General features: G+C 59.5%; 21 protein-coding genes. 2 read left to right on the forward strand and 19 right to left on the reverse strand.

The annotated features are described in order from the left end of the window. Positions 1–5: 5 nt before the first annotated feature. From ACURWW_RS05130 to adk, 6 genes are all read right to left on the reverse strand, one after another. Complete coding sequence (locus tag ACURWW_RS05130; RefSeq protein ID WP_445616589.1) at positions 6–908, reverse strand: NAD(P)-dependent oxidoreductase; 903 nt, start codon at positions 906–908, stop codon at positions 6–8. A gap of 21 nt (positions 909–929) precedes the next feature. Next, positions 930–1,730, reverse strand: a complete 801-nt coding sequence (locus ACURWW_RS05135) for an undecaprenyl-diphosphate phosphatase (RefSeq protein ID WP_445616588.1) — start codon at positions 1,728–1,730, stop codon at positions 930–932. A gap of 25 nt (positions 1,731–1,755) precedes the next feature. After that, positions 1,756–2,490: a tRNA (adenosine(37)-N6)-threonylcarbamoyltransferase complex dimerization subunit type 1 TsaB gene (gene tsaB / locus ACURWW_RS05140; protein ID WP_445616587.1), complete on the reverse strand. Its 735-nt coding sequence runs from the start codon at positions 2,488–2,490 to the stop codon at positions 1,756–1,758. Between the two features lie 253 nt (positions 2,491–2,743). Then, on the reverse strand, positions 2,744–3,601 hold the full coding sequence (locus tag ACURWW_RS05145; protein WP_445616586.1) for a hypothetical protein: 858 nt from the start codon (positions 3,599–3,601) through the stop codon (positions 2,744–2,746). 617 nt (positions 3,602–4,218) lie between these two features. Next, entirely contained in the window at positions 4,219–5,220 is a 1,002-nt protein-coding gene (gene hemH, locus ACURWW_RS05150; protein WP_445616585.1) for a ferrochelatase, read from the reverse strand. A gap of 156 nt (positions 5,221–5,376) precedes the next feature. Continuing rightward, positions 5,377–6,030, reverse strand: coding sequence for an adenylate kinase (gene adk / locus ACURWW_RS05155; protein WP_445616584.1), 654 nt, complete (start codon positions 6,028–6,030; stop codon positions 5,377–5,379). Between the two features lie 355 nt (positions 6,031–6,385). On the opposite strand from adk, the gene ACURWW_RS05160 reads away from it, so the two are divergent. Then, a complete protein-coding gene (locus tag ACURWW_RS05160) occupies positions 6,386–7,006 on the forward strand; it encodes a hypothetical protein (RefSeq protein ID WP_445616583.1) in 621 nt (206 codons plus the stop codon). Between the two features lie 7 nt (positions 7,007–7,013). Here ACURWW_RS05160 and mazG read toward each other — a convergent pair whose 3' ends face one another. From mazG to cysM, 3 genes are all read right to left on the reverse strand, one after another. Beyond that, positions 7,014–7,853: a nucleoside triphosphate pyrophosphohydrolase gene (mazG, locus tag ACURWW_RS05165; protein ID WP_445616582.1), complete on the reverse strand. Its 840-nt coding sequence runs from the start codon at positions 7,851–7,853 to the stop codon at positions 7,014–7,016. 63 nt (positions 7,854–7,916) lie between these two features. Continuing rightward, a complete protein-coding gene (gene relA, locus ACURWW_RS05170; RefSeq protein ID WP_445616581.1) occupies positions 7,917–10,163 on the reverse strand; it encodes a GTP diphosphokinase in 2,247 nt (748 codons plus the stop codon). Positions 10,164–10,208: 45 nt separating this feature from the next. Then, complete coding sequence (gene cysM, locus ACURWW_RS05175; RefSeq protein WP_445616580.1) at positions 10,209–11,102, reverse strand: cysteine synthase CysM; 894 nt, start codon at positions 11,100–11,102, stop codon at positions 10,209–10,211. A 252-nt stretch (positions 11,103–11,354) separates the two neighbouring features. Between cysM and ACURWW_RS05180 the strand changes: the two genes are divergently transcribed. Then, a complete protein-coding gene (locus ACURWW_RS05180) occupies positions 11,355–14,114 on the forward strand; it encodes a response regulator (protein ID WP_445616579.1) in 2,760 nt (919 codons plus the stop codon). A 56-nt stretch (positions 14,115–14,170) separates the two neighbouring features. Here ACURWW_RS05180 and recO read toward each other — a convergent pair whose 3' ends face one another. From recO to ACURWW_RS05230, 10 genes are all read right to left on the reverse strand, one after another. Then, positions 14,171–14,860, reverse strand: a complete 690-nt coding sequence (gene recO, locus ACURWW_RS05185; RefSeq protein ID WP_445616578.1) for a DNA repair protein RecO — start codon at positions 14,858–14,860, stop codon at positions 14,171–14,173. A gap of 8 nt (positions 14,861–14,868) precedes the next feature. Beyond that, a complete protein-coding gene (gene era / locus ACURWW_RS05190; protein ID WP_445616577.1) occupies positions 14,869–15,777 on the reverse strand; it encodes a GTPase Era in 909 nt (302 codons plus the stop codon). 100 nt (positions 15,778–15,877) lie between these two features. Then, positions 15,878–16,567: a ribonuclease III gene (rnc, locus tag ACURWW_RS05195; protein ID WP_445616576.1), complete on the reverse strand. Its 690-nt coding sequence runs from the start codon at positions 16,565–16,567 to the stop codon at positions 15,878–15,880. Beyond that, positions 16,560–16,973 (reverse strand): DUF4845 domain-containing protein, encoded by a 414-nt coding sequence (locus ACURWW_RS05200; RefSeq protein ID WP_445616575.1) that lies wholly within the window; start codon positions 16,971–16,973, stop codon positions 16,560–16,562. Before ACURWW_RS05200 ends, rnc begins: the two co-directional genes overlap by 8 nt. Positions 16,974–17,017: 44 nt before the next feature. Next, complete coding sequence (gene lepB, locus ACURWW_RS05205) at positions 17,018–17,887, reverse strand: signal peptidase I (protein WP_445616574.1); 870 nt, start codon at positions 17,885–17,887, stop codon at positions 17,018–17,020. A gap of 76 nt (positions 17,888–17,963) precedes the next feature. Further along, complete coding sequence (gene lepA / locus ACURWW_RS05210) at positions 17,964–19,763, reverse strand: translation elongation factor 4 (protein ID WP_445616573.1); 1,800 nt, start codon at positions 19,761–19,763, stop codon at positions 17,964–17,966. A 176-nt stretch (positions 19,764–19,939) separates the two neighbouring features. Next, positions 19,940–21,337, reverse strand: a complete 1,398-nt coding sequence (locus tag ACURWW_RS05215; protein WP_445616572.1) for a Do family serine endopeptidase — start codon at positions 21,335–21,337, stop codon at positions 19,940–19,942. Between the two features lie 87 nt (positions 21,338–21,424). After that, entirely contained in the window at positions 21,425–21,880 is a 456-nt protein-coding gene (locus ACURWW_RS05220; RefSeq protein ID WP_445616571.1) for a SoxR reducing system RseC family protein, read from the reverse strand. Positions 21,881–21,982: 102 nt separating this feature from the next. Continuing rightward, positions 21,983–22,930: a MucB/RseB C-terminal domain-containing protein gene (locus ACURWW_RS05225; protein WP_445616570.1), complete on the reverse strand. Its 948-nt coding sequence runs from the start codon at positions 22,928–22,930 to the stop codon at positions 21,983–21,985. 126 nt (positions 22,931–23,056) lie between these two features. Then, on the reverse strand, positions 23,057–23,755 hold the full coding sequence (locus tag ACURWW_RS05230; RefSeq protein WP_445616569.1) for a sigma-E factor negative regulatory protein: 699 nt from the start codon (positions 23,753–23,755) through the stop codon (positions 23,057–23,059). Between the last annotated feature and the right edge of the window lie 37 nt (positions 23,756–23,792).

Below are 23,792 nucleotides of genomic sequence, written 5' to 3' on the forward strand. Positions count from 1 at the left end.
GACGATTACCGTTTTTCTGAGTGTGCGTGTTGCAGGCGCGCGAGCAGGCTGGAGGTATCCCAGCGGCCGCCACCCAGCGTCTGTACTTCGGCGTAAAACTGGTCCACCAGTGCAGTCACCGGCAAGGTCGAGCCGTTGCGCAGCGCTTCGTTCAAAGCGATCTGCAGATCCTTGCGCATCCAGTCAACCGCGAAGCCGTGCTCGTATTCGCCGCGCAGCATTGTCTCTGAGCGGTTCTCCATTTGCCAGGACTGGGCTGCGCCTTTGGAAATCACTTCAAGGACTCGCGGGACGTCGAGCTGCGCCTGGCGAGCGAAGTGCAGTCCCTCTGACAGGCCCTGCAACAGGCCCGCGATACAAATCTGATTGACCATCTTGCAGAGTTGGCCGGAGCCGGGTGGTCCGATGAGACTGACTGCCTTGCCGTAGACTTCAAGCACCGGCTTCGCCCGCTGGAAATGCTCCGCTTCGCCGCCCACCATGACGGACAGAGCGCCCCGCTCGGCTCCCTGTTGTCCGCCAGACACCGGCGCGTCCAGAAATCCGCAGCCTGCTTCCGTTGCACGCTGATGCAATTCACGTGCAAGCTGCGCAGATGCAGTGGTATGGTCCACCAGGATCGCGCCCGGCTCCATGCCCGCAAGAGCCCCCTGCTCACCCAGCACGACGCTGCGAACATCGTCGTCGTTACCCACGCAGCAGCACACCACGCTCGCCGTGCGAGCGGCCTCCAGTGGCGTGTCGCAGACCGTCCCGCCGAACTGCGCATGCCAGCGCCGGGACTTCTCTCCGGTGCGATTGAACACACGCACTTCAAAGCCGGCTGACTGGAGGTGCCCCGCCATCGGGTAACCCATGACTCCCAGGCCGATGAATGCGACAGTTTTCATTTCCGGTTGGGTCGACATGATTACGGTCCTCCTCAAACCTTATCCGGCCCACAGCATCAGGCCAAGTACCGCACCGAGAAAAAGGCGGTAGATCACGAACGGCATCATCCCGATACGCTGAATGAAGCTCAGAAAAAAATGAATACAGACGTAAGCGCTGATGCCCGACAGGAGCGCGCCCAGAGCAATATCTCCCCATGGGATCCGGCTCTCATCGAGCAACTTCATGCCGGTGTACAGTCCGCTGAGCACGATTATTGGAATCGACAGCAGAAAGCTGAATCGCGCAGCCGACTCCCGCTGCATTCCCAGCGCAAGGGCCGCAGCAATGGTGATGCCCGATCGGGACGTTCCGGGAATCAGCGCAAGGGCCTGTGCCAGACCGATCAGAAGAGCGATGCCCAGGGTCATGCGCGACAGATCCAGCGTCTTCCGACCGCGATAGTCGGCCCAGCCCAGGTAAAGCCCGAAAATAACCGTTGTCAGCATGATGACGGTGGCGCTGCGCAGATGGTCCTCAATGATGTCCCCGAAGGCGAGCGCGGCAAGTCCGGCAGGAATGGTCGCAGCAATAATGTACCACCCCAGCCGACTGTCATCGCTTGGCTCTCGGGCAGCAATGCTCCTGAACCAGGCGCTGGTAAGACGCCACACGTCGCGGCGGAAATAGATCAACACGGCCGCCAGCGAGCCCACATGAACGGCCACGTCAAAGGCAAGGCCCTGATCGGGCCAGCCAAACAGCTCTTTGGGAAGGATCAGGTGGGCGGAGCTGGAAATGGGCAGGAATTCAGTTATTCCCTGAATCAGGGCCAGAACGATCAACTGTAGTAAGTCCAAAACCGATCCTTATGAGTGTGAGTGATTATTTTGAGCGGATTCGCTGGCGTTTGGCCCAGGTGACTTCGTTTCGTACATAGGCCGGCTGGGCCTCCAGCGCGGATACCACTTGCCCTGACCGCAGCAGCGGTTGAGCCAATCGCGCCAGGTCCCGTGCATGGGGATGGGCATCTGAATGATATTGAACATTGCCGGCTTCGGCAGTATTTGCAGCAACGTGCTCCGGGGCGATCAAAGGGCACCCACTTCCCAGCACGTGGACGGCACAACTGGCCGCGTAGTCCGATAGGGCTTCGAGCACTTCGTCTGGAGACCCCACCCGGTCCGCAACCCGGCATTGCAGTTCACCGGATTCCGATATGCTCTCGTACACGCCCCAATACACTTCCTGCATGCGCGCATCGAACACGGGAACGAATACAGCACCCTGCCGAGGGTCCACGCGCTCCGCCGCGCCTGCAGCCAGGGTCTTCAAACTGGAAACGGGGATGACGGGCAAATTGGCCCCGAACGCCAGGCCCTGAACGACTCCCACGCAAATCCTCAAACCCGTAAAGGACCCCGGCCCCTGGGTGAACGCAATGGCATCCAACTGGCTCAGGCCGATTTCATGGGCTGCAAGCAGGCCATCCACCATTGGCAGAAGCCGCTGGGTGTGGTCCTGGGGAGCCACCGTAAACTCTTCCTCGATGCGGCCGTCAACGTTCAGTGCCACGGAACAGGCAGAGGTGGATGTATCAAGAGCCAGAATCTTCGTCATGACAGTCAGCCAGACTCCGCTTTCCGAAACGGACGGAGTAATGTTGGTTGGTAGTGATTGGTTCAAACGGACGGCGGATGTCGACTCGAACGGTTGAACGCCTGCCGCACCAAACAAAGTGGGGCATTATAAGCGCATTTGCCCACCCTGCAGAACTGACCGTCGCGACCTGCCGAAGTGCGGACCAGGGACAAAAAAGCCCCGGGAGCGTGAACTCCCGGGGCTTTCAGGGCAGGCCCTGGATCAGAGCAATTTAGCTGCTCTTGCGCTTGGCCGTGCGACCGCGACGCGCGGCTTTCGCAGCACCCGCCTTACGCTTGGCTTTTGCAGGGGCCTTGGCTTTGCGAGCGGCACTCTTCCGGGCTGGAGACTTGGCTGCCGCTTTACGCTTGGCCTTGGCCGGCCGAGCCTTGCGCTTGGCCTTGGCAGCAGCCTTTCGCTCTGCGGCCCTTTCCTTCGCTGCCGCTTTGCGAGCTGCAGCGCGTTCTTTGGCTGCCGCTTTACGGGCTGCGATGCGGGCTTTGGCGGCCGCTTTTTTCTCAGCGGCTTTGATCTTGGCATCAGCTTTCTTCTGAGCGGCCTTGTTCTTCGCTTCCAGCTTCTTGGCCGCCGCTTTTACCTTCTTCTTGTCGGCCGCAGCACGCTTCTTCTTCCAACGCTCTTCAAAAGCTTTCAGAGCCTTGCCAAGATCGGCGTCCGACTTCGAGGCCAGACGGGACTCCAGATCGGCAATCTTCGCCTTAGTGGCTTCCTGAACAGCCTGAGCAGCAGCGAGAGCTTTCGCCTTTGCCAGCGCCTGACGGGCCGCGGTTGCTTTTGAACGCAACGCTTTCACCTTGGTATTGAGCTTGGTGACCTGGCTCTCAGCAGATTTCGCTGTGCGCTTGTCGCCAGCCTTCTTGGACTTAGCAGCTTTTTTCTTTGCCGCTGCTGCCTTCTTGCGAGCAGCTTCGAGCGCTTTGGCCTGGGTCTGAATGTCTTTTTGCAGGCTATCAGCGGTTGCCTGGGCCTTGGCAACAGCCGGTGCCGCCGGCTTCTTCGCTACTGCACGTTTGGCTACGCGGCGCTTAGCCGGTGCCTTTGCTTTTCTCTTTTTTGCCACTCTAGCCATTCGGTTTTCTCCTCAACTTGAGCCGGTTCTAACAGCAAACACGTTAGCACAAACAATGAACGCGCCGCGTTCGAGGCGAATATTATTTAAAAAAAAAGGGTTTTGCACCCTTTTACAAAGATTTTTTGCTGAAAAAACGGATTTTTTGTTGTTTTAACCCATTTTTTTTACGTATTTCGTTTCCGAAAGAAGCCTCTTCTGCACACAACGATTATTCGCGGCGTTTACAGCACCGCTTTGCTCCATGGATTAACGGGAAGTTTTCACCGCAACTTTGTAATTGATTCACGCGCCGCGAATCGAGTACAGCTAATTGCAGACCTCTTCTGCGAGGCCGCAAACGAAAGATGGTTCACATGGACGACAACACGGTTGCGCGCGATCAAAATAAATCCGGCGCTGCTTATCAATCGGCTGCCGCGCACTGAGCGTTCGAAGATGGATGAGAGAGGGCGCTGCGAAATCCGAAGTGATTCTGGTGCGGCATCGAAGCGGGCCGGGAGGCGGTCACTGACAGAACAAAATGATTCGACGTCGCATGCTGTTAATAACGAAATCGTAGTTCGGGTGGTGGTTGGCAAGCACGATGTTGACGATCGCTCGGGTAAATCCTGTATCTAGGTATGCCCGGTACCAGTCAGGCCCGTGCGCTTGCGGACGATATTGGCCAGAAGCTCGATGTGGGACTCCCGGTCGTTCAAACAGGGAATCAGCCGTAGCTCTTCGCCGCCCGCCGCACGGAAGATCGCCCGTCCTTCCACAGCGATTTCCTCCAGTGTCTCGAGGCAGTCGGCCGCAAATGCGGGACACACCACGTCGATCACTTTGATTCCCTCCGCAGCCCACCGCTTCAGTACATCCACCGTGTAAGGCTGCAACCAGGTGGCTTTCCCCAGCCGCGACTGAAAACTCAAACCCCATTTGTCCGAGTCGAGACCGAGAGCCTCGCTCAGCGCGCCAGCGGTTTCCCGGCAGTGGATGTCGTAGGGATCGCCGAGGTCGACGTTGCGTTGGGGGATACCATGAAAGGACATGAGCAACCTTTCGCCTGACCCGTTCTGGCGGCGAAATTCCCGCACCGACTCGGCCAAAGCTGCGGTATAGCCCGGATCATCGAAGTAAAATTTGTTGATCGTCACATCGGGAACGTCCCGAGAACGCGAAACAAGGGCGGCAAACTGATCGTAGATGGAGGCGGTGGTGGTGGCGGAGTATTGCGGATATAGCGGAAGAACCAGAATCTTTTCCGCTCCCGCTGCTTGCATCTCTCCGATGCGCTCCTCCAGCTTGGGAGCTCCATAGGTCATTGCGAAGGTCACCAGCGGAGCCGACTCGCCCAACTGTGCCTTCAGCTCGCGAGACAAAGCTTCCACTTGTCGCTGGGTGATGGCGGCCAACGGTGCGCCTTCTTGCGGGTCCCAGATCTGCTGGTAGGCACTGGCTACCTTTGCCGGACGGAATGGCAGGATGAACAGGTTCAGAATGGGCCACCAGAGCGGCCTCGGGATTTCCACAACGCGCGGGTCGCTGAGGAATTCTTTCAGGAAGGCACGGTAGGCTTTTTTTGTGGGAGCCGCCGGCGTCCCCAGGTTCATCAATATGACCGCCCATTTGTGCATGCTACACCCATATCCCCGCTCACGAAGCCGCGGAGTTTAACACAGGGGCCACAGCTCAGCGTTGCAGTCAGGGGAGAGTGGAGAGAGGGGTGGGCCGGCTAACCGGCCGAACCTGGCGTTCGGCCGGCGAGTGATGGGACCGCCTCGGGATAGAGGCTAATCGAGGGCAGCAAAGACCTGATCGCGGATCTCGTCGACGCTGCCGATGCCGTTGATACGTGTGTACTCGGGTGCGTTGGGGTCCTGCTGTTCAATCAGGTCCCTGTAGAAGCCGACCAGAGGCTCGGTCTGTTCGTGATAGACCGCGAGGCGCTTGCGGACGGTGTCTTCCTTGTCATCATCGCGCTGAATCAGAGGTTCACCGGTCACATCGTCCAGGCCGTCGCGCTGCGGGGGCTGATGGGTGATGTGGTAAACACGACCCGAAGCCGCATGCACACGGCGTCCGCTGAGTCGAGACACGATCTCCTCATCATCGACATGGATCTCCACCACATGGTCGATCTGAATGCCCGCGTCCAGCAGGGCCTGGGCCTGCGGGATGGTGCGTGGAAAACCATCGAACAGAAAACCGTTTTCGCAGTCCTTTTCCTGAATACGGGTTTTCACCAGGTCGATAATCAGGTCATCGGGCAGCAGTCCACCGGCTTCCATGATGCCCTTGGCCTTGACGCCGAGCGGAGTGCCTTCCTTCACGGCGGCCCGCAGCATGTCCCCGGTGGAGATCTGGGGGATCCCGTAGCGCTTCATGATGAATTGTGCCTGGGTACCTTTGCCGGCGCCGGGGGCTCCCAAGAGAATAACCCGCATTGTGACCTGCTCCTACTGACTGCCCGATCGGGCGTGATGGGCTTTTAAAAAGGTCGCATACCTTACACGCAGCTTGGAAGCAAGACAACCTGGCTCAGGCTCCGCCGAGTGAAGCGACAGTATCCCCTTGAATTCAAAGATATTTTGAGCGAAACCGGAACGCACACAGCGGTTTCCGAACCATCCGGCCCGGTCCCACAGGGGGTTCGACGGGCGCCAGGCCCCAAAGCCTGCGCCAGCACGGGAACTCGCTCTGACGGCCCCGTTCAAACTCCTGCTCTTCTGAAAGGAGGACGAGAACATGGGACTATTTTCGCGAAGCACGCGCCCCCCGCACCGTAAGGAGACGAAGCCAATGGATATTTCAAACAGTACCAACGCACCGAGCAACACGCGGGCCAGCACCGAAACCGCCCCTGAAGAGGAGGTGCTGCCCACAGGTTTCAAAGTGAGTGCCACATCTCACGCCCACACCGGACGTACCGGGTACGGGATTGAAGACGCGATCCGGCTGATGCAGTCGCTCCCGATCGAAAACAGCGAAGTGGTGGTTACAGTCGTCACCCGAACACTGGAATCCACAAATATCAGTGTGGACGACATTGTCCAGGATGCGCTCGCCAAGGAGGATCGGATCCGGGAAGAACACCGGCAGCTGGAAGAGGAGATCCGATGCTTCCAGGAGGAAATTGCCCAACGCACGGAGTTGATCAGTGAACTCCTTCAGGACCTGAAGCAGACTGTCGAAGTGCGCGAGCGGCTGCAAATGGCAGCGGATCCGAAACAGCAGACGGGGCAACCCGCGGGTGCGGACACGGCGGAAGCGGCTTCGGAAGGGGAAGAAGGTTTCGACCCAGGCGCAGAGTCGCGCGGGTCCGCAAGTGACGAGTCACGGTCGAACAGCACGACCGGGAAAGACCCGGCCAGCCTCAGAATTGCCGCTCCAAAAATGAAACCTGACTATCGACAAGTCTGATACTGTATCAGAGTCCGGCTTGCTGCTTGGCTTGCTGCCACAGGTTCTCCATCTCCTCCACGCTGGCCTCTTCGAGTGATCGACCCTGGGCTCGCAGCGCTTCTTCCACGAACTGAAAGCGGTCGGTAAAACGGCGGTTGCAGCCTCGCAAAGCGCTGTCCGGTTCCAGATGCAGGTGCCGCGCAAGGTTAATCAGGCTGAAAAGCGTGTCCCCCAGTTCCGATTCCATATCCCGGGAATCGCCGCCCTCCATCGCCGCTTCCAGTTCATCGATCTCCTCGCGCACCTTGGCCAGCACCCCTTTAGCATCCGGCCAATCGAAGCCCACCAGCGCCGCCCGCTTTTGCAGTTTCATTGCCCGCGTGAGGCTCGGCAATGCCGCCGGCACATCCGCCAGAATACCTTGCTGGCCCTTGTCGCTACGCTCTTCCTGCTTGATCTTTTCCCATTGGGCCTTGACCTGAGCTTCGCTGAGCGGGGTATCGGGTCCAACCCGACTCGCAAGGGTGCCGTCCGGGAACACGTGGGGATGGCGGCGCAGCAACTTGGCGGTAATCTCCTGAACAATGTCCGCGAAGCTGAAGTGTCCGTCTTCCCTGCCAAGCTGTGCGTAAAACACAACCTGAAACAGAAGATCGCCGAGCTCCTCCTTCAGGTGGGCGTAGTCCCTGCGCTCGATCGCATCCACCACCTCGTACGCTTCTTCAATCGTCGAGGGTGCAATGCTCCCGTAGTCCTGCTCCAGGTCCCAGGGACAACCGGTCTCCGGCTCCCGCAACCGCGCCATCAGCTCGAGCAGATCCTCGATTCCCGCCCTGGCCTTTCCTTCGGTTCTCTCACCCTTCACGTCTCACCTCTCGTCTGACCTTTCATCGCACCTCGCGCGTTTGCTGGCGCCGTCCCTCAAGCTTTATGTCTTGCGCCGCGCCATCGCAACGTTGGGCAGCTGATTGAGTTTCGCCAGAATCCGGCTGAGCTCCGCGTAGCTGCGCACTTCCAACGTCATCACCATATCCACGGTATTCTTGCGCTTGTCCGACTGGGTTTGCATTGCACTGACGTTGATTCGTTCATTGTCCAGCAGCGAGGTGATGTCCCGCAGCAGGCCGTGTCGATCGTAAGCCTCGACGGCAATGGCCACCGCGTAGGTATTTTCCGGGGCCTTGCCCCACTCCACCTTGATAACGCGATCGGAGTCCTTCTCCTGCAATTTGAGAATGTTTCGGCAGTCCTGGCGATGGATGGAGACACCCTTGCCAATTGTGATGTAGCCGGAGATCGCATCGCCAGGCAGCGGGCGGCAGCACCGCGCAATATTGGTCAGCAGGTTCCCGACCCCTTCGATGTACACGTCGGAGCCGCCGGCATGCTGGACCGTGGCCTTTCCCGTTAATGGAACGACTACATTGTTCGGATTGACCGGCAACATGCGCTGGGCTGCATTGAGCACCTGCCCCACCCCGATGTCGTGGGCGCCCACTGCGGCGTAGAGGCTTTCCAGATTGGTCATGTTCAGCTTCTTGGCGAGCGCTTCGAAATCGAAGTCCACGAGGGCCAGGCGTTTGAATTCCTTGTCCAGCAGGGCCCTGCCATCGGCGATATTCTGATCCCGCGCCTGCAACTTGAACCATTGCTGGACCTTGGCCCGGGCCCGGGAGGTATTGATGTAGCCAAGGGCCGGTAACAGCCAGTCCCGGCTGGGTGCCTCGCGCTTCCCAGTGAGAATTTCCACCTGGTCTGCGGTGCGCAGGTGGTAATTCAGAGGCACGATGCGTCCGTTGACCTTTGCACCGCGGCAGCGATTGCCCACGTCCGTATGAATCCGGTAGGCGAAATCAACGGGCGTCGATCCTTCCGGAAGGTCCACGATGTGCCCCTCAGGAGTGAAAACGTAGATCGAATCCTGTTTGAAGTGGTCGGCGAGGCCGCTGCTGAGCGAGGTGCTGCCGAGTTCATCGTGCCATTCGAGAACCTGGCGCAACCAGGCAATCTTTTCCTCGTAGCTGCCCGCGTTGATGTCCGTATCAGTGCCCTTGTACCGCCAGTGTGAGCAGACCCCGTACTCCGCCTCTTCGTGCATGGCGTAAGTGCGAATCTGGATTTCAAGGACCTTGCCCTCGGGACCGATCACCGCCGTATGCAGCGAGCGATATCCGTTCTCCTTGGGGGAAGCGATGTAATCGTCGAATTCGTTGGGAATGTTGCGCCACAGACTGTGAACAACGCCGAGAACGCCGTAGCAGTCGCGCACGGTGTCCACCAGGATGCGCACGGCGCGGATGTCGTAAACCTGGGAAAAACCGATTCCCTTGCGACGCATCTTCCGCCAGATGCTGTAGATGTGCTTGGCCCGTCCACTGATGTCCGCCTTGATGGCGACCAGATCCAGTTCCCGGTGCAGACTTCTGATCACCTGTTCAATGTAGCGCTGGCGGTCGAGACGCTTTTCGTCCAGCAACTTGGCAATTTGTTTGTAGTCAGCCGGCTCCAGGTAGCGAAAGGACAGGTCCTCCAACTCCCACTTGATGTGACCGATCCCCAACCGGTGGGCGAGCGGCGCATAGACGTCAGCCACTTCCTTGGCCACCCGCCGTCGTTTCTCTTCGCTCGCATTCTTCACTGCGCGGATTGCGCACGTGCGCTCGGCCAGCTTGACCAGCGCGACACGCACATCATCGACCATTGCCACCAGCATCTTGCGAACCTTGCCCGCCTGCTCCTCCGACTGGCGCCCGAATACATCGCGATCGGAGTCGTTGCGCAGCTGGCTGATCGCCGCCATCCGTATAACGCCACGAATGATGGTGGCCACACTTTCGTTAAATTCACTGCTTACACGGGAAAGAGCCAGTTTTTTCTCGCGCACGGCACGATAGAGAATGGAAGCGACCACGGTATCCAGATCCAACTGAAGCTCGGCAAGGATCTCGGCCATTTCCATGCCGGTGCGATAGCAACTCTGGCCGTCGGCCCAGGCGTTTTCCACGGCGCTGGCGATGGCGTCGTCCTCGGCCTGTTTGCAGAGCAGCAGAGCACGCTGGAGCATTGCCGGCGCGTGCCGGTCCAGCGTGACCAGCTCAGCGATGCGGCCGATCCATGCTTCGATGTCGATATTGCCGTCTTCGGCAATCGGGTGATCTTCTCGGACTTTAACCATCGGTCAGGTCACCGCGAGCGATCCTCACTGTGATCGCTCTGGTTGCTAGGTGAGATTGAACAATCCAGAGGAAAGATATCGATCCCCTCGATCAGCGATAATGGTGACGATTACTGCGTTTTCCAGTTCTTCGTTCAATTGCAGAGCAGCAGCAACGGCGCCCCCGGAAGAAACGCCGCAGAGAATGCCCTCCCGCGCCGCCAGATCCCGCATGGTCTGCTCGGCCAGCGATTGCGACATATTGACGATGCGGTCAACCCGGGTTTCGTCAAAGATAGTCGGCAAATAGGCTTTCGGCCATCGCCGAATACCGGGAATGCTCGCGCCTTCGGCCGGTTGCAGACCCACGATCTCCACTTCCGGGTTCTGCTCTTTCAGGAAACGGGATACCCCCATGATGGTCCCGGTGGTGCCCATGGAGCTGACGAAGTGAGTGATTCCACCGCCGGTTTGCCGCCAGATCTCCGGGCCCGTGGTTTCGTAATGGGCGGCCGGGTTGTCTGGATTGGCGAATTGATCGAGCACCTTGCCCTCGCCCCGGCTCTCCATCGCCTTGGCAAGGTCCCGGGCCCCTTCCATGCCCTCTTCCCGGGAAACTTCGATCAGTTCCGCCCCATAGGCCAGCATGGCTGCCTTGCGCTCCGCGGTGGAGTGGGCAGGCATGATCAGCTTCATGCGATAGCCCTTGATGGCCGCCGCCATTGCCAGTGCAATACCCGTATTGCCGCTGGTGGCCTCGATAATGGTGTCCCCCGGCGCGATCTCGCCTCGCTGTTCCGCGTGGCGGATCATCGTGAGCGCCGGCCGGTCCTTCACGGAACCCGCGGGATTGTTGCCTTCGAGCTTGACCAGCAAGGTGTTGGAACTGTTTCCCGGCAGCCGCTGCAGTCTTACCAGCGGTGTGTTGCCGATACAGGACTCGATCGTGGGATAATCCATATTCATTCGCCCGGACATCTGTGCTTCGCCTGGTAGGTGGTAGCGGCGAATTCTAACACGCAGGTTGCCCTTATAATGCCGCTGGCACTGCCCGGCCGCATCGGGGCCAGCAATTATGTGGCCAGTTTTCCATGTCCAGGCTCGCGCCTGGACATGGGCACAGCAGCCGCTATCATTGGGGTTTTGGGGAGAATTTGGCCGGGCTTTTCCAGCCCGCGACGGACGCGCATGGGGCCGAAGAATAATAAGCTTATGACCAATCCATCTTATCGATCCAGAATCCTGCTCATCGTTCTCCTCCCGGTGCTCATCACCGCTGGCTCTCTGGCCATTGTCCTGACCATTCTTTACGCGAACGAACTGGAGACCGTGTTCGAAAGCCGGGGCGAATCCACAAGTCGCCAGCTGGCGGAACTTTCCCGTCAGACCCTGGTGCGGGGCAGCCTCCCCGATCGGGATGCGGTCAACCTGATGCTGGATCAGCTCTCAGTGCGTTCGGTCACCCTCTTCGACTCGGAGCAGGAACGCCTCGCGCACGCCGGGCCGCAGCCTCTGGCGGACGGCAAAGTGCCCACCTTCGGCCCTGAAGAGCAGATCGTCTCCGCCACTTATAGCACTGTTTTCATTACCCCGATCACGGACCTTGCATCAGGCGACCTGCTGGGCTGGGCAGCCGTGGAGATGACCCGCGACAGCTTGTGGCTCGGCGTTTACCGCGCGGTGCTGTGGACGATCGCCCTGACTCTGATCGTCAGCATTCTGGCGACCCTGGCTGTAGCGGCCCTCACCCGCCGGGTAGTCGCGCCGCTCGATCGCATCCGCGATGCCCTGCGCCGGTGCGCCTCCGGTAATCTGGACATTGATCTGAGCCGCGATCTCACCGGGCTTTTCGGAGATCTCGCCCGGAGTATCGAAACCGCCAGCCGCAAACTCCACGACTCGCAGCGCGCCATGCAGGAGCATATCGATCAGGCTACCCGGGATCTGCGGGAAACACTGGAAACGGTCGAAGTCCAGAATGTGGAGTTGAGCATGGCCCGCAAGGAGGCCCTGGAGGCCAGCCGGGCCAAATCCGAGTTTCTTGCAAACACCAGCCACGAGATCCGGACCCCCATCAACGGCATCATCGGATTCACGGGGCTGCTGCTCAAAACCGAGCTGAATCCGCAACAGGTCGACTATCTGCGCACCATTCAGAAGTCCTCCCAGGGGCTGCTCACCACCATCAATGCAATCCTCGACGTATCCAAGATCGAGACCGGCCAACTGGTGCTGGACTACAGCCCGCTGCAATTGCGGGAAATCGTGGAGGAACCCCTTTCGGTGCTCGCACCGGCGGCCGCAGCCAAGGACCTTCGGCTCTTTTCCGTTATCGACCCCCAACTTCCCACTCATCTGCTGGGCGACCCGCTGCGTTTGAAGCAGGTCATTACCAATCTGGTCAGCAACGCGGTGAAGTTCTCGGACAACGGCGACGTGGTGGTACGCGTTGCATTGGTCAAAAGCGATGTACACATCGCCGTGCTCCGGTTCACTGTGGAGGACTCCGGCATCGGCATCAGCGAGGAACAACAACCCCAGTTGTTCAGAGCGTTCTCTCAGGCGGACGGATCGAACGCCCGGTCCCAGGGAGGCACCGGGCTGGGGCTGGCCCTCTGCAAAGGCCTGGTCCGACAAATGGGGGGCGATATCGGGGTGGACAGCGCTGTCGGCCGCGGAACCCGGTTCTGGTTCACCGCTGCCCTGGGGCTGGACGACAGTGCCGCCGTTCAGAGCTATGACGACCTGCGCGGCCGCCAGATCCTCGTGTGTGACAACAACGCCCATTCCATCGAACAGCTACGCGCGTATCTCGAGAACTGGGGCTGCACCTTCAAGGTCGTGCAAACGGACGAGGACGTGGAACCCGCGCTGCAACGCGGCGGGTTCGACGCTCTGATCTGGGATATCAGCGACGAACAGGACCCCCGCGCCTGGGCGGCGAACCATCCCCCGCTGAACGAGATGGATTGTGCCGTGGTGCTCCTGACACGTCCCGGATGCGACCTGGATTACGACCACCGGGAGCAGGAAGCCCGCCACACCCTGGTCAGCCGCCCCGTATCCCATACGGTTCTGTATGAGGCTTTGCGCCGGCAATTAGAGGCCCGAAGCTCCGACCGGCCGGCAGAGCCCAGCCCTGCCAGGGCCGAGGAAGAGCTCCGGGGCCCGCGCATCATGGCGGTGGACGATAACGCCGCGAATCTGCAACTGATCGGCGAGCTGCTGGAGGACCTGGGTGCCCGGGTCACTCTCGCCGAAAGCGGTGCCGAGGCGCTGGGTTGCTTCGAGCGGGAGGAATTCGATCTGATCTTCATGGACATCCAGATGCCGGTGCTCGATGGGCTCGAAACCACCCGCCGCATCCGGGCCATGGAGAACAAGCACGGGCGTACCCCGGTAGTCGCGTTGACCGCTCACGCCATGACCGACCAGAAGGCCGAGCTACTCCTGGCGGGACTCGACGACTACCTGAGCAAACCGGTGAGTGAGGCACAGTTGATCCACGTAATCCGCAGATGGATCAATTCGGACGCGGTCAGCGCCGCGGTGCCGCCCGAGCCTCTGGAAGAAGAGCGAGAACCGCGAACATCGCCGGTGGACGTACAGCTCTCACTGAGATTGAGCAACTACAAGCCGGAACTCGCCCGAGACATGCTCCGCATGCTGCTGAACGATTTGCCGGAAGACCACCGCAGGATAGAACAGCTCTATGATCAGGGGGAGCTGTCCGATCTTGGAGCCGTAGTCCACAAGCTTCATGGCGGCGCCAGCTATTGTGGCGTCCCGCTGCTGCTCAACACCTCATCGGCCCTGGACGAAGAACTGAAACGCATTACCGACGCCCGGAGGAGCAGCCCCAATCTCGAACAGCCGGTGGCTGAGCTACTGGACGCCATCGCTGAACTGGTGCAATGGGAAAGCGAACATGACCTGGACGCGCTGTTCGAACTGGATGAGGTTCGCGCGTAACTGAACAACTGATCAGTTGCCCGGTCCTGCGCGAGCCGAGCCAGCAGCCGATCTTGTCAGCGGAACAACTCCCGGCTCTTCAGGGGCCGGTTGCCCAGGTGCGGCGCCAGCGCCATTCGCGCCAGGCGTTTGGCTGTGCGGCGCGTCTCGGAGCGCGAGTAATCCTCCGCGGCGATCGCCAGGAGATCTTCCCCCGCAAATCCACCTGAATGATTGTGCTCGGCTCGCATGACGCCCAGATCCGCCGCGAACACGTAACTTTGTCCGGCTTCCACAAGATCGTCCGTTCTGGCGTCGCGGCGGAACTCAATACCGTAGCCCAACTCCTCCAGCAGCCGGAATTCAAAGCGGCGCAGCGCGCCTTCCAGTTCCGATTCCGCGATCAATTCGGCGAGCAGCTGCTGATAGGTTGCATAGACCTCGGGATGAGCATCGCCCTGGGGCAGCAGCCGCGTCAGCAACTCATTGGCATAGAGGCCGCTGAACAGGTGGTAACCACTGAGAAACGCTGCCCGGCCGGCGATTTCGGCGGCGACCAGTGTCTTGAGGTCGCTGCGTCCCTGCCAGGAGAGCAATAATTCGGTGAAGGGCTGTAAGGGGCGGCGGGATTTCTGCCGCGACTGGCGCTGGCCACGGCCCACCAGCGAGATTCGCCCGTAGCCGGGCGTCAAAGCTTCAATGAGAAGGCTGGTGTCCCGGTAGGGGCGCGTATGGAGGATGTAGGCGGGCTGAAGTTGAACCTGCATGACTGCTGCTATTGGTCATAGCCCAGGCTGCGCAAGGCACGCTCATCGTCGGACCAGCCCGACTTTACCTTCACCCACAATTTGAGCATTACTTTGCGGTCCAGCATGCGCTCGATCTCCGCCCGGGCCTCCTGACCGATCAGTTTGATGCGCGATCCCTTTTCACCCACGAGAATCTGTTTCTGTCCCTTGCGTTCCACCAGGATGGCGGCGGTAATGAACACCGTCGTTCCCTGCTCGTCGAACTCTTCGATTTCCACAGTAGCCTGGTAAGGCAGCTCGTCCCCCAACTGGCGGGTGATCTTCTCCCGTACGATTTCCGCCGCGAGAAAACGCATACTGCGGTCGGTAATCTGCTCCTCATCGAAAAGATGCTCTCCCTGGGGCAGCCGGTCAGTGATCAGCGATTCCAGCCGGTCAAGGTTGTCGTTTTTCAATGCAGAAAGAGGAATAATCTCATCCACCCGCAGTTTGTTCGCCAATTTCTGGAGATGGGGTAGCAGCTCTTCCTTGCGGGCCAGTTGGTCGATTTTGTTGACCGCGAGAATGATGGGGCAGCGGCAGTTCTCCAGCCGTTTGGCAACCTGCTCATCCTCTGGAGTCCAGGCCAGCTTGTCCACCATGAAAACAACCACATCCACGTCCGCCATGGCGGTTTGGGCCGACATGTTCATATAGCGGTTGATGGCCTTTTTCTGGCCGAGGTGCTGGCCGGGGGTGTCCACGTAGAGCGTTTGCACCGCACCCTCGGTCTTGATTCCGAGAAGGTTGTGGCGAGTGGTTTGCGGTTTGCGGGACGTAATGCTGAGCTTCTGCCCCAGAATGTGATTGAGCAAAGTGGACTTGCCCACGTTCGGGCGTCCGACGATGGCAACGTAGCCACAGCGTTTTGGCCCGGTTTTGGATGTCTCTGTCATTGGCTGCCTGAGAAGATATGCAAGCCAGCACAATGCTGGCCGTGGGAAAGCAGTTTACCAGCCCCCGCGAGGAGGGAAAGCGAAGAACAGGCCGCGAGCCTCAACGCTCCCTGGCTTGCAATAAGGTCAGGACCTCCGCCGCGGCCTGTTTCTCCGCCTGACGTCGCGTGGTCGCAGAGGTGACCACGGGCTCCGACAGGAAGCTGACGCGGCAACTGACGGTAAAAACCTGGGCATGGGCCTCGCCGCTGACCTTTGTCACCTCGTAGGCCGGCAGGGGTTGAGCACGGGCCTGCAGCCATTCCTGGAGCTGTGTTTTGGGGTCTTTCCGGGATTTGCTGAGACGGGCTTCGCTGATTCGCGCCCCGTACCAGTTGAGCAGGTGTTTGCGGCAGACCTGAAAATCGGCACTGTCCAGGTAAATGGCCGCAACGAGAGCTTCCACGGCGTCAGCCAGAATCGAAGCTCGGCGGTACCCGCCACTTTTCAGCTCCCCTTCGCCCAGTCGAAGGCAATCGCCCAACTCCAGTTCCCGACCGATTTCCGCCAGGGTTTCCCCTTTTACCAGTTGGGCTCGCAAGCGGCTCAGATCGCCTTCGCGGGCCTTGGGAAACTGCTGGTAGAGCGCCTCGGCCACAATCATGTTGAGCAGGGAATCCCCCAGAAATTCCATACGCTCGTTGTTGGGCGAGCCGTGGCTGCGGTGGGTCAGCGCAAGGTCCAGGTGCACTTCATCGCGGAAGCTGTAGCCCAGCCTTTTCAGCAGTCTTTGTCGGTTCGGATCACTCACTTTGAGGTGTACAGCATTCGGAAGGTCGCAGGGTATCGAACTGGTTTTTGAAGGTCATCACGGCGTCGATGTTGAAGAACATGGGCACACGCACTTCATAGTTGATGTTCACCAGTACACGGTCGGATTTGCGTTCGATCCTGACGCTTTTGGTTGGAGTGCCGCGAACACCGTTCATGCTGAAGTAATTGCTGAGGTGGGTACGAATGTCCCGGTCGGACATTTCGGCGTAGCCCCGTTCGGAATTTTCGAAATCGGTCAGCGACCCGAGGGCGTCCCGGACGTAGATGTTGTCCGTATAAGCGGGACCCAGCCTGAAAGCACAGGTAAGGAAAAAGCCCGCCACCAGCAAAACCGTCAGCCAGCCGAGGGATGACAGACCTCTTTGGGAGTATCTCGTTTTCATTATGGTACCTCCGCTATGAACGCCGCAGAATTGTACAAGGACGCCTAACGAATTCTACCGACTCGATCAAAACTGGGCAGGCTGAAAAGCTCCTCCCAGTGCATCCAGATGGCAAAGGCCTTGCCGACGATGCGCTCCTCGGGGACCGAGCCCCAATCCCTGCTGTCGGAACTGTTGTCCCGGTTGTCGCCCATCATGAAGTAGTGGCCCTCGGGGACAATCCAGAACCCTTCGCGGCTCAGTGAGCCAGGCTCGGTGCACTTGCGAACCCGGTGGTTCGATTCACCAAGTTGCTCATCCTCCACCAGGTAGCTCCCTCCGGCCCGGTAACAGAACTCGCTGCGATTGGTTGCCGCTTCGCGATCGACCAGCTTTTGCTCGACGACTTCGCCATTGATCGTGAGCTCGTTATTGAAGATGCTGATCTTGTCTCCTGGAAGGCCCACCACCCGCTTGATGAAGTAGCGAGACTCTCCAGGCGGAAAGAAGACCATAACGTCGCCGCGTTCCGGATCACTGACATCGAGAACTTTGGTGCGAATCACCGGCAGGCGGATACCATAGGTGAATTTGTTGACGAGAATGAAGTCGCCGATTTCCAGCGTCGGCACCATGGATTCAGAGGGAATCTGAAACGGCTCAACGATGAACGAACGCAGCACCAGCACAATGGCCAGAACCGGGAAAAAGGATTTGGCATACTCCACTGCCACTGGCTCTTGAGCAGCAATCGCCCGCGCCCGCTCGTAGGCCCCTTGCTGTTTGCTGTCCGCAGGGTCGGTGCCTGCGAATTGTCTGTCGACTTCCGCAAGCGCTTTTCTGCGCGGCCGCGCCAGTACCAGCCAGTCGAACAATGCGATCACCCCGGTTACAAACACCAGTATCACCAGGATGAGTGGAAAGTTGATATCCATCGTTTTCTCTTTCAGCTATGACGTTATTGTTCGCTGCGCTGGAGGGCAAGCCGCGTCCAGGTTCGCCAGGTCGGGCTTACTTGTCGACCTTCAATACCGCAAGGAATGCGTCTTGCGGGATTTCCACCCGCCCCACCTGCTTCATGCGTTTTTTACCGGCTTTCTGCTTCTCGAGCAATTTTCGCTTGCGACTCACATCGCCGCCGTAGCATTTGGCCGTAACGTTCTTGCGCAGGGCCTTGACGGTGGCGCGGGCAATAATCTGCCCTCCCATGGCCGCTTGAATCGCCACGTCGAACATTTGCCGGGGAATCAGCTCTTTCATCTTTTCCACGAGGGAGCGCCCTTTTGATTGCGCATGGTCCCTGTGAACGATCAGCGCGAGGGCATCGACCCGTTCGCCATTGATCAGTACATCCAGGCGTACCAGGCGGGCTGCCTCGAAGTGTACGAAATTATAGTCCAGCGAGGCAAAACCCCGGCTGGCGGACTTCAGGCGGTCAAAGAAATCCATGACCACCTCGTTCATGGGCAGAAAGTAGCGGAGCGAAACCTGCCCCCCAAGATACTGCATATCCTTCTGAACCCCCCGCCGCTCCTCGCACAGGGTGATGACAGGACCGAGGTAAGCCTGAGGGACCAGAATGTTGGCCTCCACAATGGGCTCGCGCATCTCCTCGATGTTGCCGGTATCGGGCAGCTTGGAGGGGTTGTCCACATGAATGATTTCGCCATCCGTCTTGACCACTTCGTAAACCACGGTGGGCGCCGTGGTAATCAGGTCCAGATTGTATTCCCGCTCCAGTCGCTCCTGGATGATCTCCATATGGAGCATGCCGAGAAAGCCACAGCGGAAGCCGAAGCCGAGGGCATCGGAGCTTTCCGGCTCATAGAACAGAGAGGCATCGTTCAGGGTCAGCTTTGCCAGCGCTTCCCGGAAATCCTCGTAATCGTCGGCGCTCACCGGAAACATGCCCGCATAGACCTGCGGTTTTACTTTCTGGAATCCGGGCAGAGCGTCGACCGACGCTGTATGGCTGTGGGTGATGGTATCCCCCACCGGCGCCCCTTGAATATCCTTGATACCGGCCACGACAAAACCCACCTCACCGGCTTTGAGCTCCCTGGTTTTTTCCAGCTTCGGCGTAAATACACCGACACTGTCCACAACCTGGGGCTTACCGATGGACTTGGTGATAATTTTGTCTTTTACCTTCAGAACACCATTTTTGACCCGGACCAGGGACACTACACCCAGGTAGTTGTCGAACCAGGAATCGATAATGAGCGCCTGCAACGGTGCGTCCACGTCGCCTTCAGGCGGCGGTACGAGCTGTACGAGCTGTTCAAGCACGTCTTCCACACCCATCCCGGACTTGGCGCTGCAGTGCACCGCAGCCGAGGCATCGATGCCGATGATGTCCTCGATCTCCTGGATCACCCGCTCCGGCTCCGCCTGAGGCAGGTCCATCTTGTTCAGCACGGGGATCACTTCCAGACCCTGCTCCACTGCGGTATAGCAATTGGCCACGGACTGGGCTTCCACCCCTTGCGCGGCATCCACCACCAGCAACGCGCCTTCGCAGGCCGCCAGTGAGCGCGACACCTCGTAGGAGAAGTCCACGTGTCCGGGGGTATCGATCAGGTTCAACTCGTAGGTTTTCCCATCCCGGGCCTTGTAGCGAAGGTGAACGCTCTGCGCCTTGATGGTGATTCCGCGCTCGCGCTCCAGATCCATCGAGTCCAGAACCTGCGCGGCCATCTCCCGATCCGAGAGGCCGCCACAAATCTGAATGAAGCGGTCCGCAATGGTGGATTTACCGTGGTCAATGTGGGCAATGATGGAGAAGTTGCGTATGTGGCTGAGGTCGGTCACAGGAGCCTAAATCACTTTTAAATCAATACGTTAAGCGGCAATTTCCGCCGCCGGGAAGGCGCACAGTCTACAGCATTTGGCTGGCTGAGGGCAGCGCAATCTGGGGGGCTCAGCCGCGCGCAAACGCGGCTGATCGCAGGAACAAAAAAGGGGCCGCTATGGCGGCCCCGATGGGATCACTGGATTTGGATCGTGCTGTATGCGGGGCGTCCCTGGCGATAGATACGAATGGGCACCGGCGTACCGGTGGGCAGGGACTCGAGAACCTCCCGATACTGCTGGATGTTGCCGATGTTCTTGAATCCGAGCTGGACCAGAACATCGCCACGGCGGAGGTTTGCCTCGGCTGCCGGGCTGTCGGGGTTCACCTCCATGATCATCACACCGCCGTCGATTCCCAGGCTCCGCTTCAGGTTGTCTTGCAGGTCATCCACCACGACGCCCAGTTTGTCTGCCTGGCCGCTGCTGGAGCCGGGAGTGGTTTCCGCCGCAATCTCCTCTTCCTCGTCAAGGGTGCCGACGGTCACGTCCAAGGTGCGCTTCTTGCGTTCACGCATGACCACGACCCGCGCCTTCTCTCCGGGCTCCGTATCGCCGACGATCAGAGGGAGGTCCCCTGCGTCCGCAATGTCTTCCCCGTTGAACTCAAGCACCACATCGCCGGGCTGCATGCCCCCTTCGTGAGCGGGGCCGTCCTTCATCACATCGAGTACCAGAGCGCCCTCAGGGCGGGAGAGCCCAAAAGCCCTGGCTTCGTCACGACTGAGATCACGAATCTGCACGCCCAGGTAGCCCCGCTCCACGCGGCCCTTGTTCTGCAACTGCCGCACGACCGATTGGGCAACGTTGGCAGGGATGGCGAAAGACAACCCCATATAGCCGCCGGAACGGGTATAGATCTGAGAGTTAATACCCACCACCTTGCCGTCCAGATTGAAAAGCGGTCCTCCGGAGTTCCCCGGGTTGATGGCCACATCGGTCTGAATGAACGGAACGTAGCTGCCGCCGCCACCGCTGGGAATATCCCGACCGACCGCACTGACGATGCCCTGACTGGCGGAGAAGTCCAGCCCGAACGGCGAACCGATGGCGAGCACCCATTCGCCCACCTCAATGTCCCCGTCCGACGCAAACTCCAGGTAGGGAAGGTCATCCGCGTCGATCTTCAACAGGGCAAGATCGGACCGCTCATCGCTGCCGATCACTTCCGCCTCGAACTCGCGGCGATCGCCCAGCCGCACGAGAATCTCGTTGGCATTCGCGACAACGTGATTGTTCGTGAGTACGTAGCCGTCCTCGGAGATGATGAAACCCGAACCCATGCCGCCGATGTTGCGCTCGGGCATCTCCCGCGGATCGAAGAAGCGCCGAAACAGCTCGGGGACCTCCTCACCGGGCGGGATCGGCATGCCCTGACTTCCCCCGACTGTGGCCTGGGTGGTGATTTTCACCACAGCCGGCGACACTTCCTCGATCAACTTCGTAAATTCCGGCAGTTCGGCACTGTGCACGGTTGTTGTCACCGGCACCATCACCACCGCCACCAGCGTTATTAGCAAGCGCTTGAACGTCATTTCTGAATCACCTCGCTTTCTGGTCAATTACCCCAGCAGGCTATGGGAAACTTTCGGTGCCTGATAAGGACTCTGTGAATGGCTGGACTATGCCGGCGCGGCAACGCCGGGCAAAAGCTCCAGGACAACCGGGTCAAGCCGGCGCTTGCGCTGCATGGCCTTCGTACAGACGCTCACGACACCGCCGCCGGTCAACAGGCCGGCCAACGCTCCCGCGATTGCGCCTCCTTCACCTGCGAGTTGCTGCCCAATGGCTCCGCCCGTCAACATCAGGACGAGGGGCAGGCAGTAAATCAGCAGGGATGTTCTGACAACCAGGTCCTCTGGAATACCGAGCAAAAGGCTATCGTTGATCGCGAAATCGTCCGGGTTCCGGCCATCGAGCGGCACTCTTAAGAAGGCGCTTTTGGAGGCCCAGCGAGCCAGCAGGCTCTGCCCGCAACCTTTTTGCGCCGCGCAGGATCCACAGGCGGCTCGATTGATGGTTTCCACCCACAGGTGGTGTTGGTCGATGGCGACAACGCGGCCGGTTTCCGTCAACATTTTCACTTTTCCGTTAACTCGCGAACCCCAGGTCCACGGCGCAATGAATTATTGGTATGCGCCCCGGTATTGCAACTCTCGGGGTCCCGACTGATCGGCGATTCAGCGGGGCTCCAGCCCCGCCACCACCTGCTGCGCCGTCGCGAACGGTACCTCGCCAACCACCGTAACACTGTGGGGTTGCTGACTCCAGACACGTTGATTCACGTAGGCGACCGTCGCCCCGATCTGGGCACGACCCTGAATGGCCGGACGGCTGTTGGCGGGACTGATGAAGATCGAGAACGTGGCAAGCCCGTCGGTGTAAGTCAGCATGTGATCGCCGTTATCGAGCTGGCGCTGACCGGCATATACGAAGCCGGAAGGCAGCCACCCTGCGCTCCAGTCCGGAGGGGCCGATTCCGGGTCCGTGGATTCACACTCGATGAAATCATGGGCGGCCTGTCGAGCCTGTGCCGAATCGGGCCGCAGTTCTTCCTGCTCAATGTTCCCGCCCACATTCAACTGGACGAACTGAATACGCTCCATGACCCGCTTGTCTGTGCTGACACGCATGGCCATGAGAGGAAGCCCGCTCTTCTTATCGATTGCGAGCGTATAACCGAAACGGTGTTCGTCCCTGGGGACCACCTGCACCAAAAACGCAGGACGGTCCGCCACGCGCTCATCGCCCGTCAGGTGGAATTCGTAATGATTGTGAAGTTCGGAACCCCTTGCGGGGCGCAACACGCCCCGGAGCAACTGGTCGCCCCGGCTAAGGCAATCCACTGTATGACCCGCGCGAATCACTTCCCGCTGCGGACCATTGAGCTTCAGTAGGCGCTCGTGTTCGGTTTCACCCTCCACCCGGTGAATGATCTTATAGGTATCCAGTGCACCGCCCACCTCATAGGTAAACAGCCCGCGATAATTCAGCTCGCGAACCGCTGTGGACATTTTCTTGAGGACGCGATTGGCCTGGTCGACTCCATCGTTTTCATCGGCCGCCGTAGCACCAAACGAGAGGGAACCAGCCAGAACCGCAGTCAGAAATGTGCGCCGCATATTCATGACGATCGATCCGGAAAGGCGCTTTCGGGGTCTGCACTTCGCTCGGGGGCACCGGTAGCTTCGCCGACTCGAGCTGCCGCTGTTGAGGCGAAGCGCAGTTCAGGAAAAGCAGGCACGAACAAAATATCAGCGCTCGTCCTCGGCCGGTACGCGCGCGTACGGCAGCAGGCCGGAGCCACTGTTCTGAGCTGAATGCTCTGCGTGTTCGAGCATCAGTTGACGGATGTAACGACGTACCTGGTCGTCCTGCAACTGCTGCTGCTGAATATTGGGGGAATACTGAATACTTTGCGGGAGCCGGCTGCGTTGCATGACCGCATCGCCCCCACTCACGTTCTGAACGTTGATGGTCGGTATGTTGACACCGCTCGGGGCCGACGCCGGTGCCGGATCAGCGGCTGGCGTTTGCTGGGCAAAATCGTCGGGCGCTCCGGGCATGCCTCCCTGCTGCAGTTGTTGAGAGCCGAGCAGCACGGCAGCCGCCACAGAGGCCGCAATGGCAACGCGGCCCGCATTCGCTTTCCAGCGGCTGCCCGAACTGTCTGCCGCGCTGGGTCGAGCCTTTTCAGGGCCGTCCACCGGACGATCCATTTCAATGTGGGATACCGCATCGCGGATGCGATCTGCGAACATGGTGTTGGTCAGGACAACGTCTTCGCCCTGCATCGCAGCGCGTGCAGCCTGGTATCGGTGCCAACGTTCCCGGAGGTCATCGTCCTTCTGCACTTCCGCCAAAACGCGGCGTAATTCGAGCTCCGAGGCTTCGTCGTCGACCAGTGCAGAAAGGGATTCGTTGAGCTGAGTTCGATTGATGCTTTGAGACATTCCTGCTAACACCTTTACTTGAGACGCCTGCGATCGG

Source organism: Gilvimarinus sp. F26214L (assembly GCF_054401055.1).

Bases quoted from the DNA above. Each gene is read 5' to 3' on its own strand.
- cysM (WP_445616580.1), bottom strand. From the start codon at position 11,102: ATGGATTATCCCACGATCGAGTCCTGTATCGGCAACACACCGCTGGTA.
- ACURWW_RS05180 (WP_445616579.1), top strand. From the start codon at position 11,355: ATGACCAATCCATCTTATCGATCCAGAATCCTGCTCATCGTTCTCCTC.
- relA (WP_445616581.1), bottom strand. From the start codon at position 10,163: ATGGTTAAAGTCCGAGAAGATCACCCGATTGCCGAAGACGGCAATATC.
- lepB (WP_445616574.1), bottom strand. From the start codon at position 17,887: ATGGATATCAACTTTCCACTCATCCTGGTGATACTGGTGTTTGTAACC.
- ACURWW_RS05225 (WP_445616570.1), bottom strand. From the start codon at position 22,930: ATGAATATGCGGCGCACATTTCTGACTGCGGTTCTGGCTGGTTCCCTC.
- tsaB (WP_445616587.1), bottom strand. From the start codon at position 2,490: ATGACGAAGATTCTGGCTCTTGATACATCCACCTCTGCCTGTTCCGTG.
- ACURWW_RS05200 (WP_445616575.1), bottom strand. From the start codon at position 16,973: ATGAAAACGAGATACTCCCAAAGAGGTCTGTCATCCCTCGGCTGGCTG.
- ACURWW_RS05230 (WP_445616569.1), bottom strand. From the start codon at position 23,755: ATGTCTCAAAGCATCAATCGAACTCAGCTCAACGAATCCCTTTCTGCA.
- ACURWW_RS05145 (WP_445616586.1), bottom strand. From the start codon at position 3,601: ATGGCTAGAGTGGCAAAAAAGAGAAAAGCAAAGGCACCGGCTAAGCGC.
- hemH (WP_445616585.1), bottom strand. From the start codon at position 5,220: ATGCACAAATGGGCGGTCATATTGATGAACCTGGGGACGCCGGCGGCT.
- adk (WP_445616584.1), bottom strand. From the start codon at position 6,030: ATGCGGGTTATTCTCTTGGGAGCCCCCGGCGCCGGCAAAGGTACCCAG.
- recO (WP_445616578.1), bottom strand. From the start codon at position 14,860: ATGCAGGTTCAACTTCAGCCCGCCTACATCCTCCATACGCGCCCCTAC.
- ACURWW_RS05130 (WP_445616589.1), bottom strand. From the start codon at position 908: ATGTCGACCCAACCGGAAATGAAAACTGTCGCATTCATCGGCCTGGGA.
- ACURWW_RS05215 (WP_445616572.1), bottom strand. From the start codon at position 21,337: ATGACGTTCAAGCGCTTGCTAATAACGCTGGTGGCGGTGGTGATGGTG.
- era (WP_445616577.1), bottom strand. From the start codon at position 15,777: ATGACAGAGACATCCAAAACCGGGCCAAAACGCTGTGGCTACGTTGCC.
- ACURWW_RS05220 (WP_445616571.1), bottom strand. From the start codon at position 21,880: ATGTTGACGGAAACCGGCCGCGTTGTCGCCATCGACCAACACCACCTG.
- ACURWW_RS05160 (WP_445616583.1), top strand. From the start codon at position 6,386: ATGGATATTTCAAACAGTACCAACGCACCGAGCAACACGCGGGCCAGC.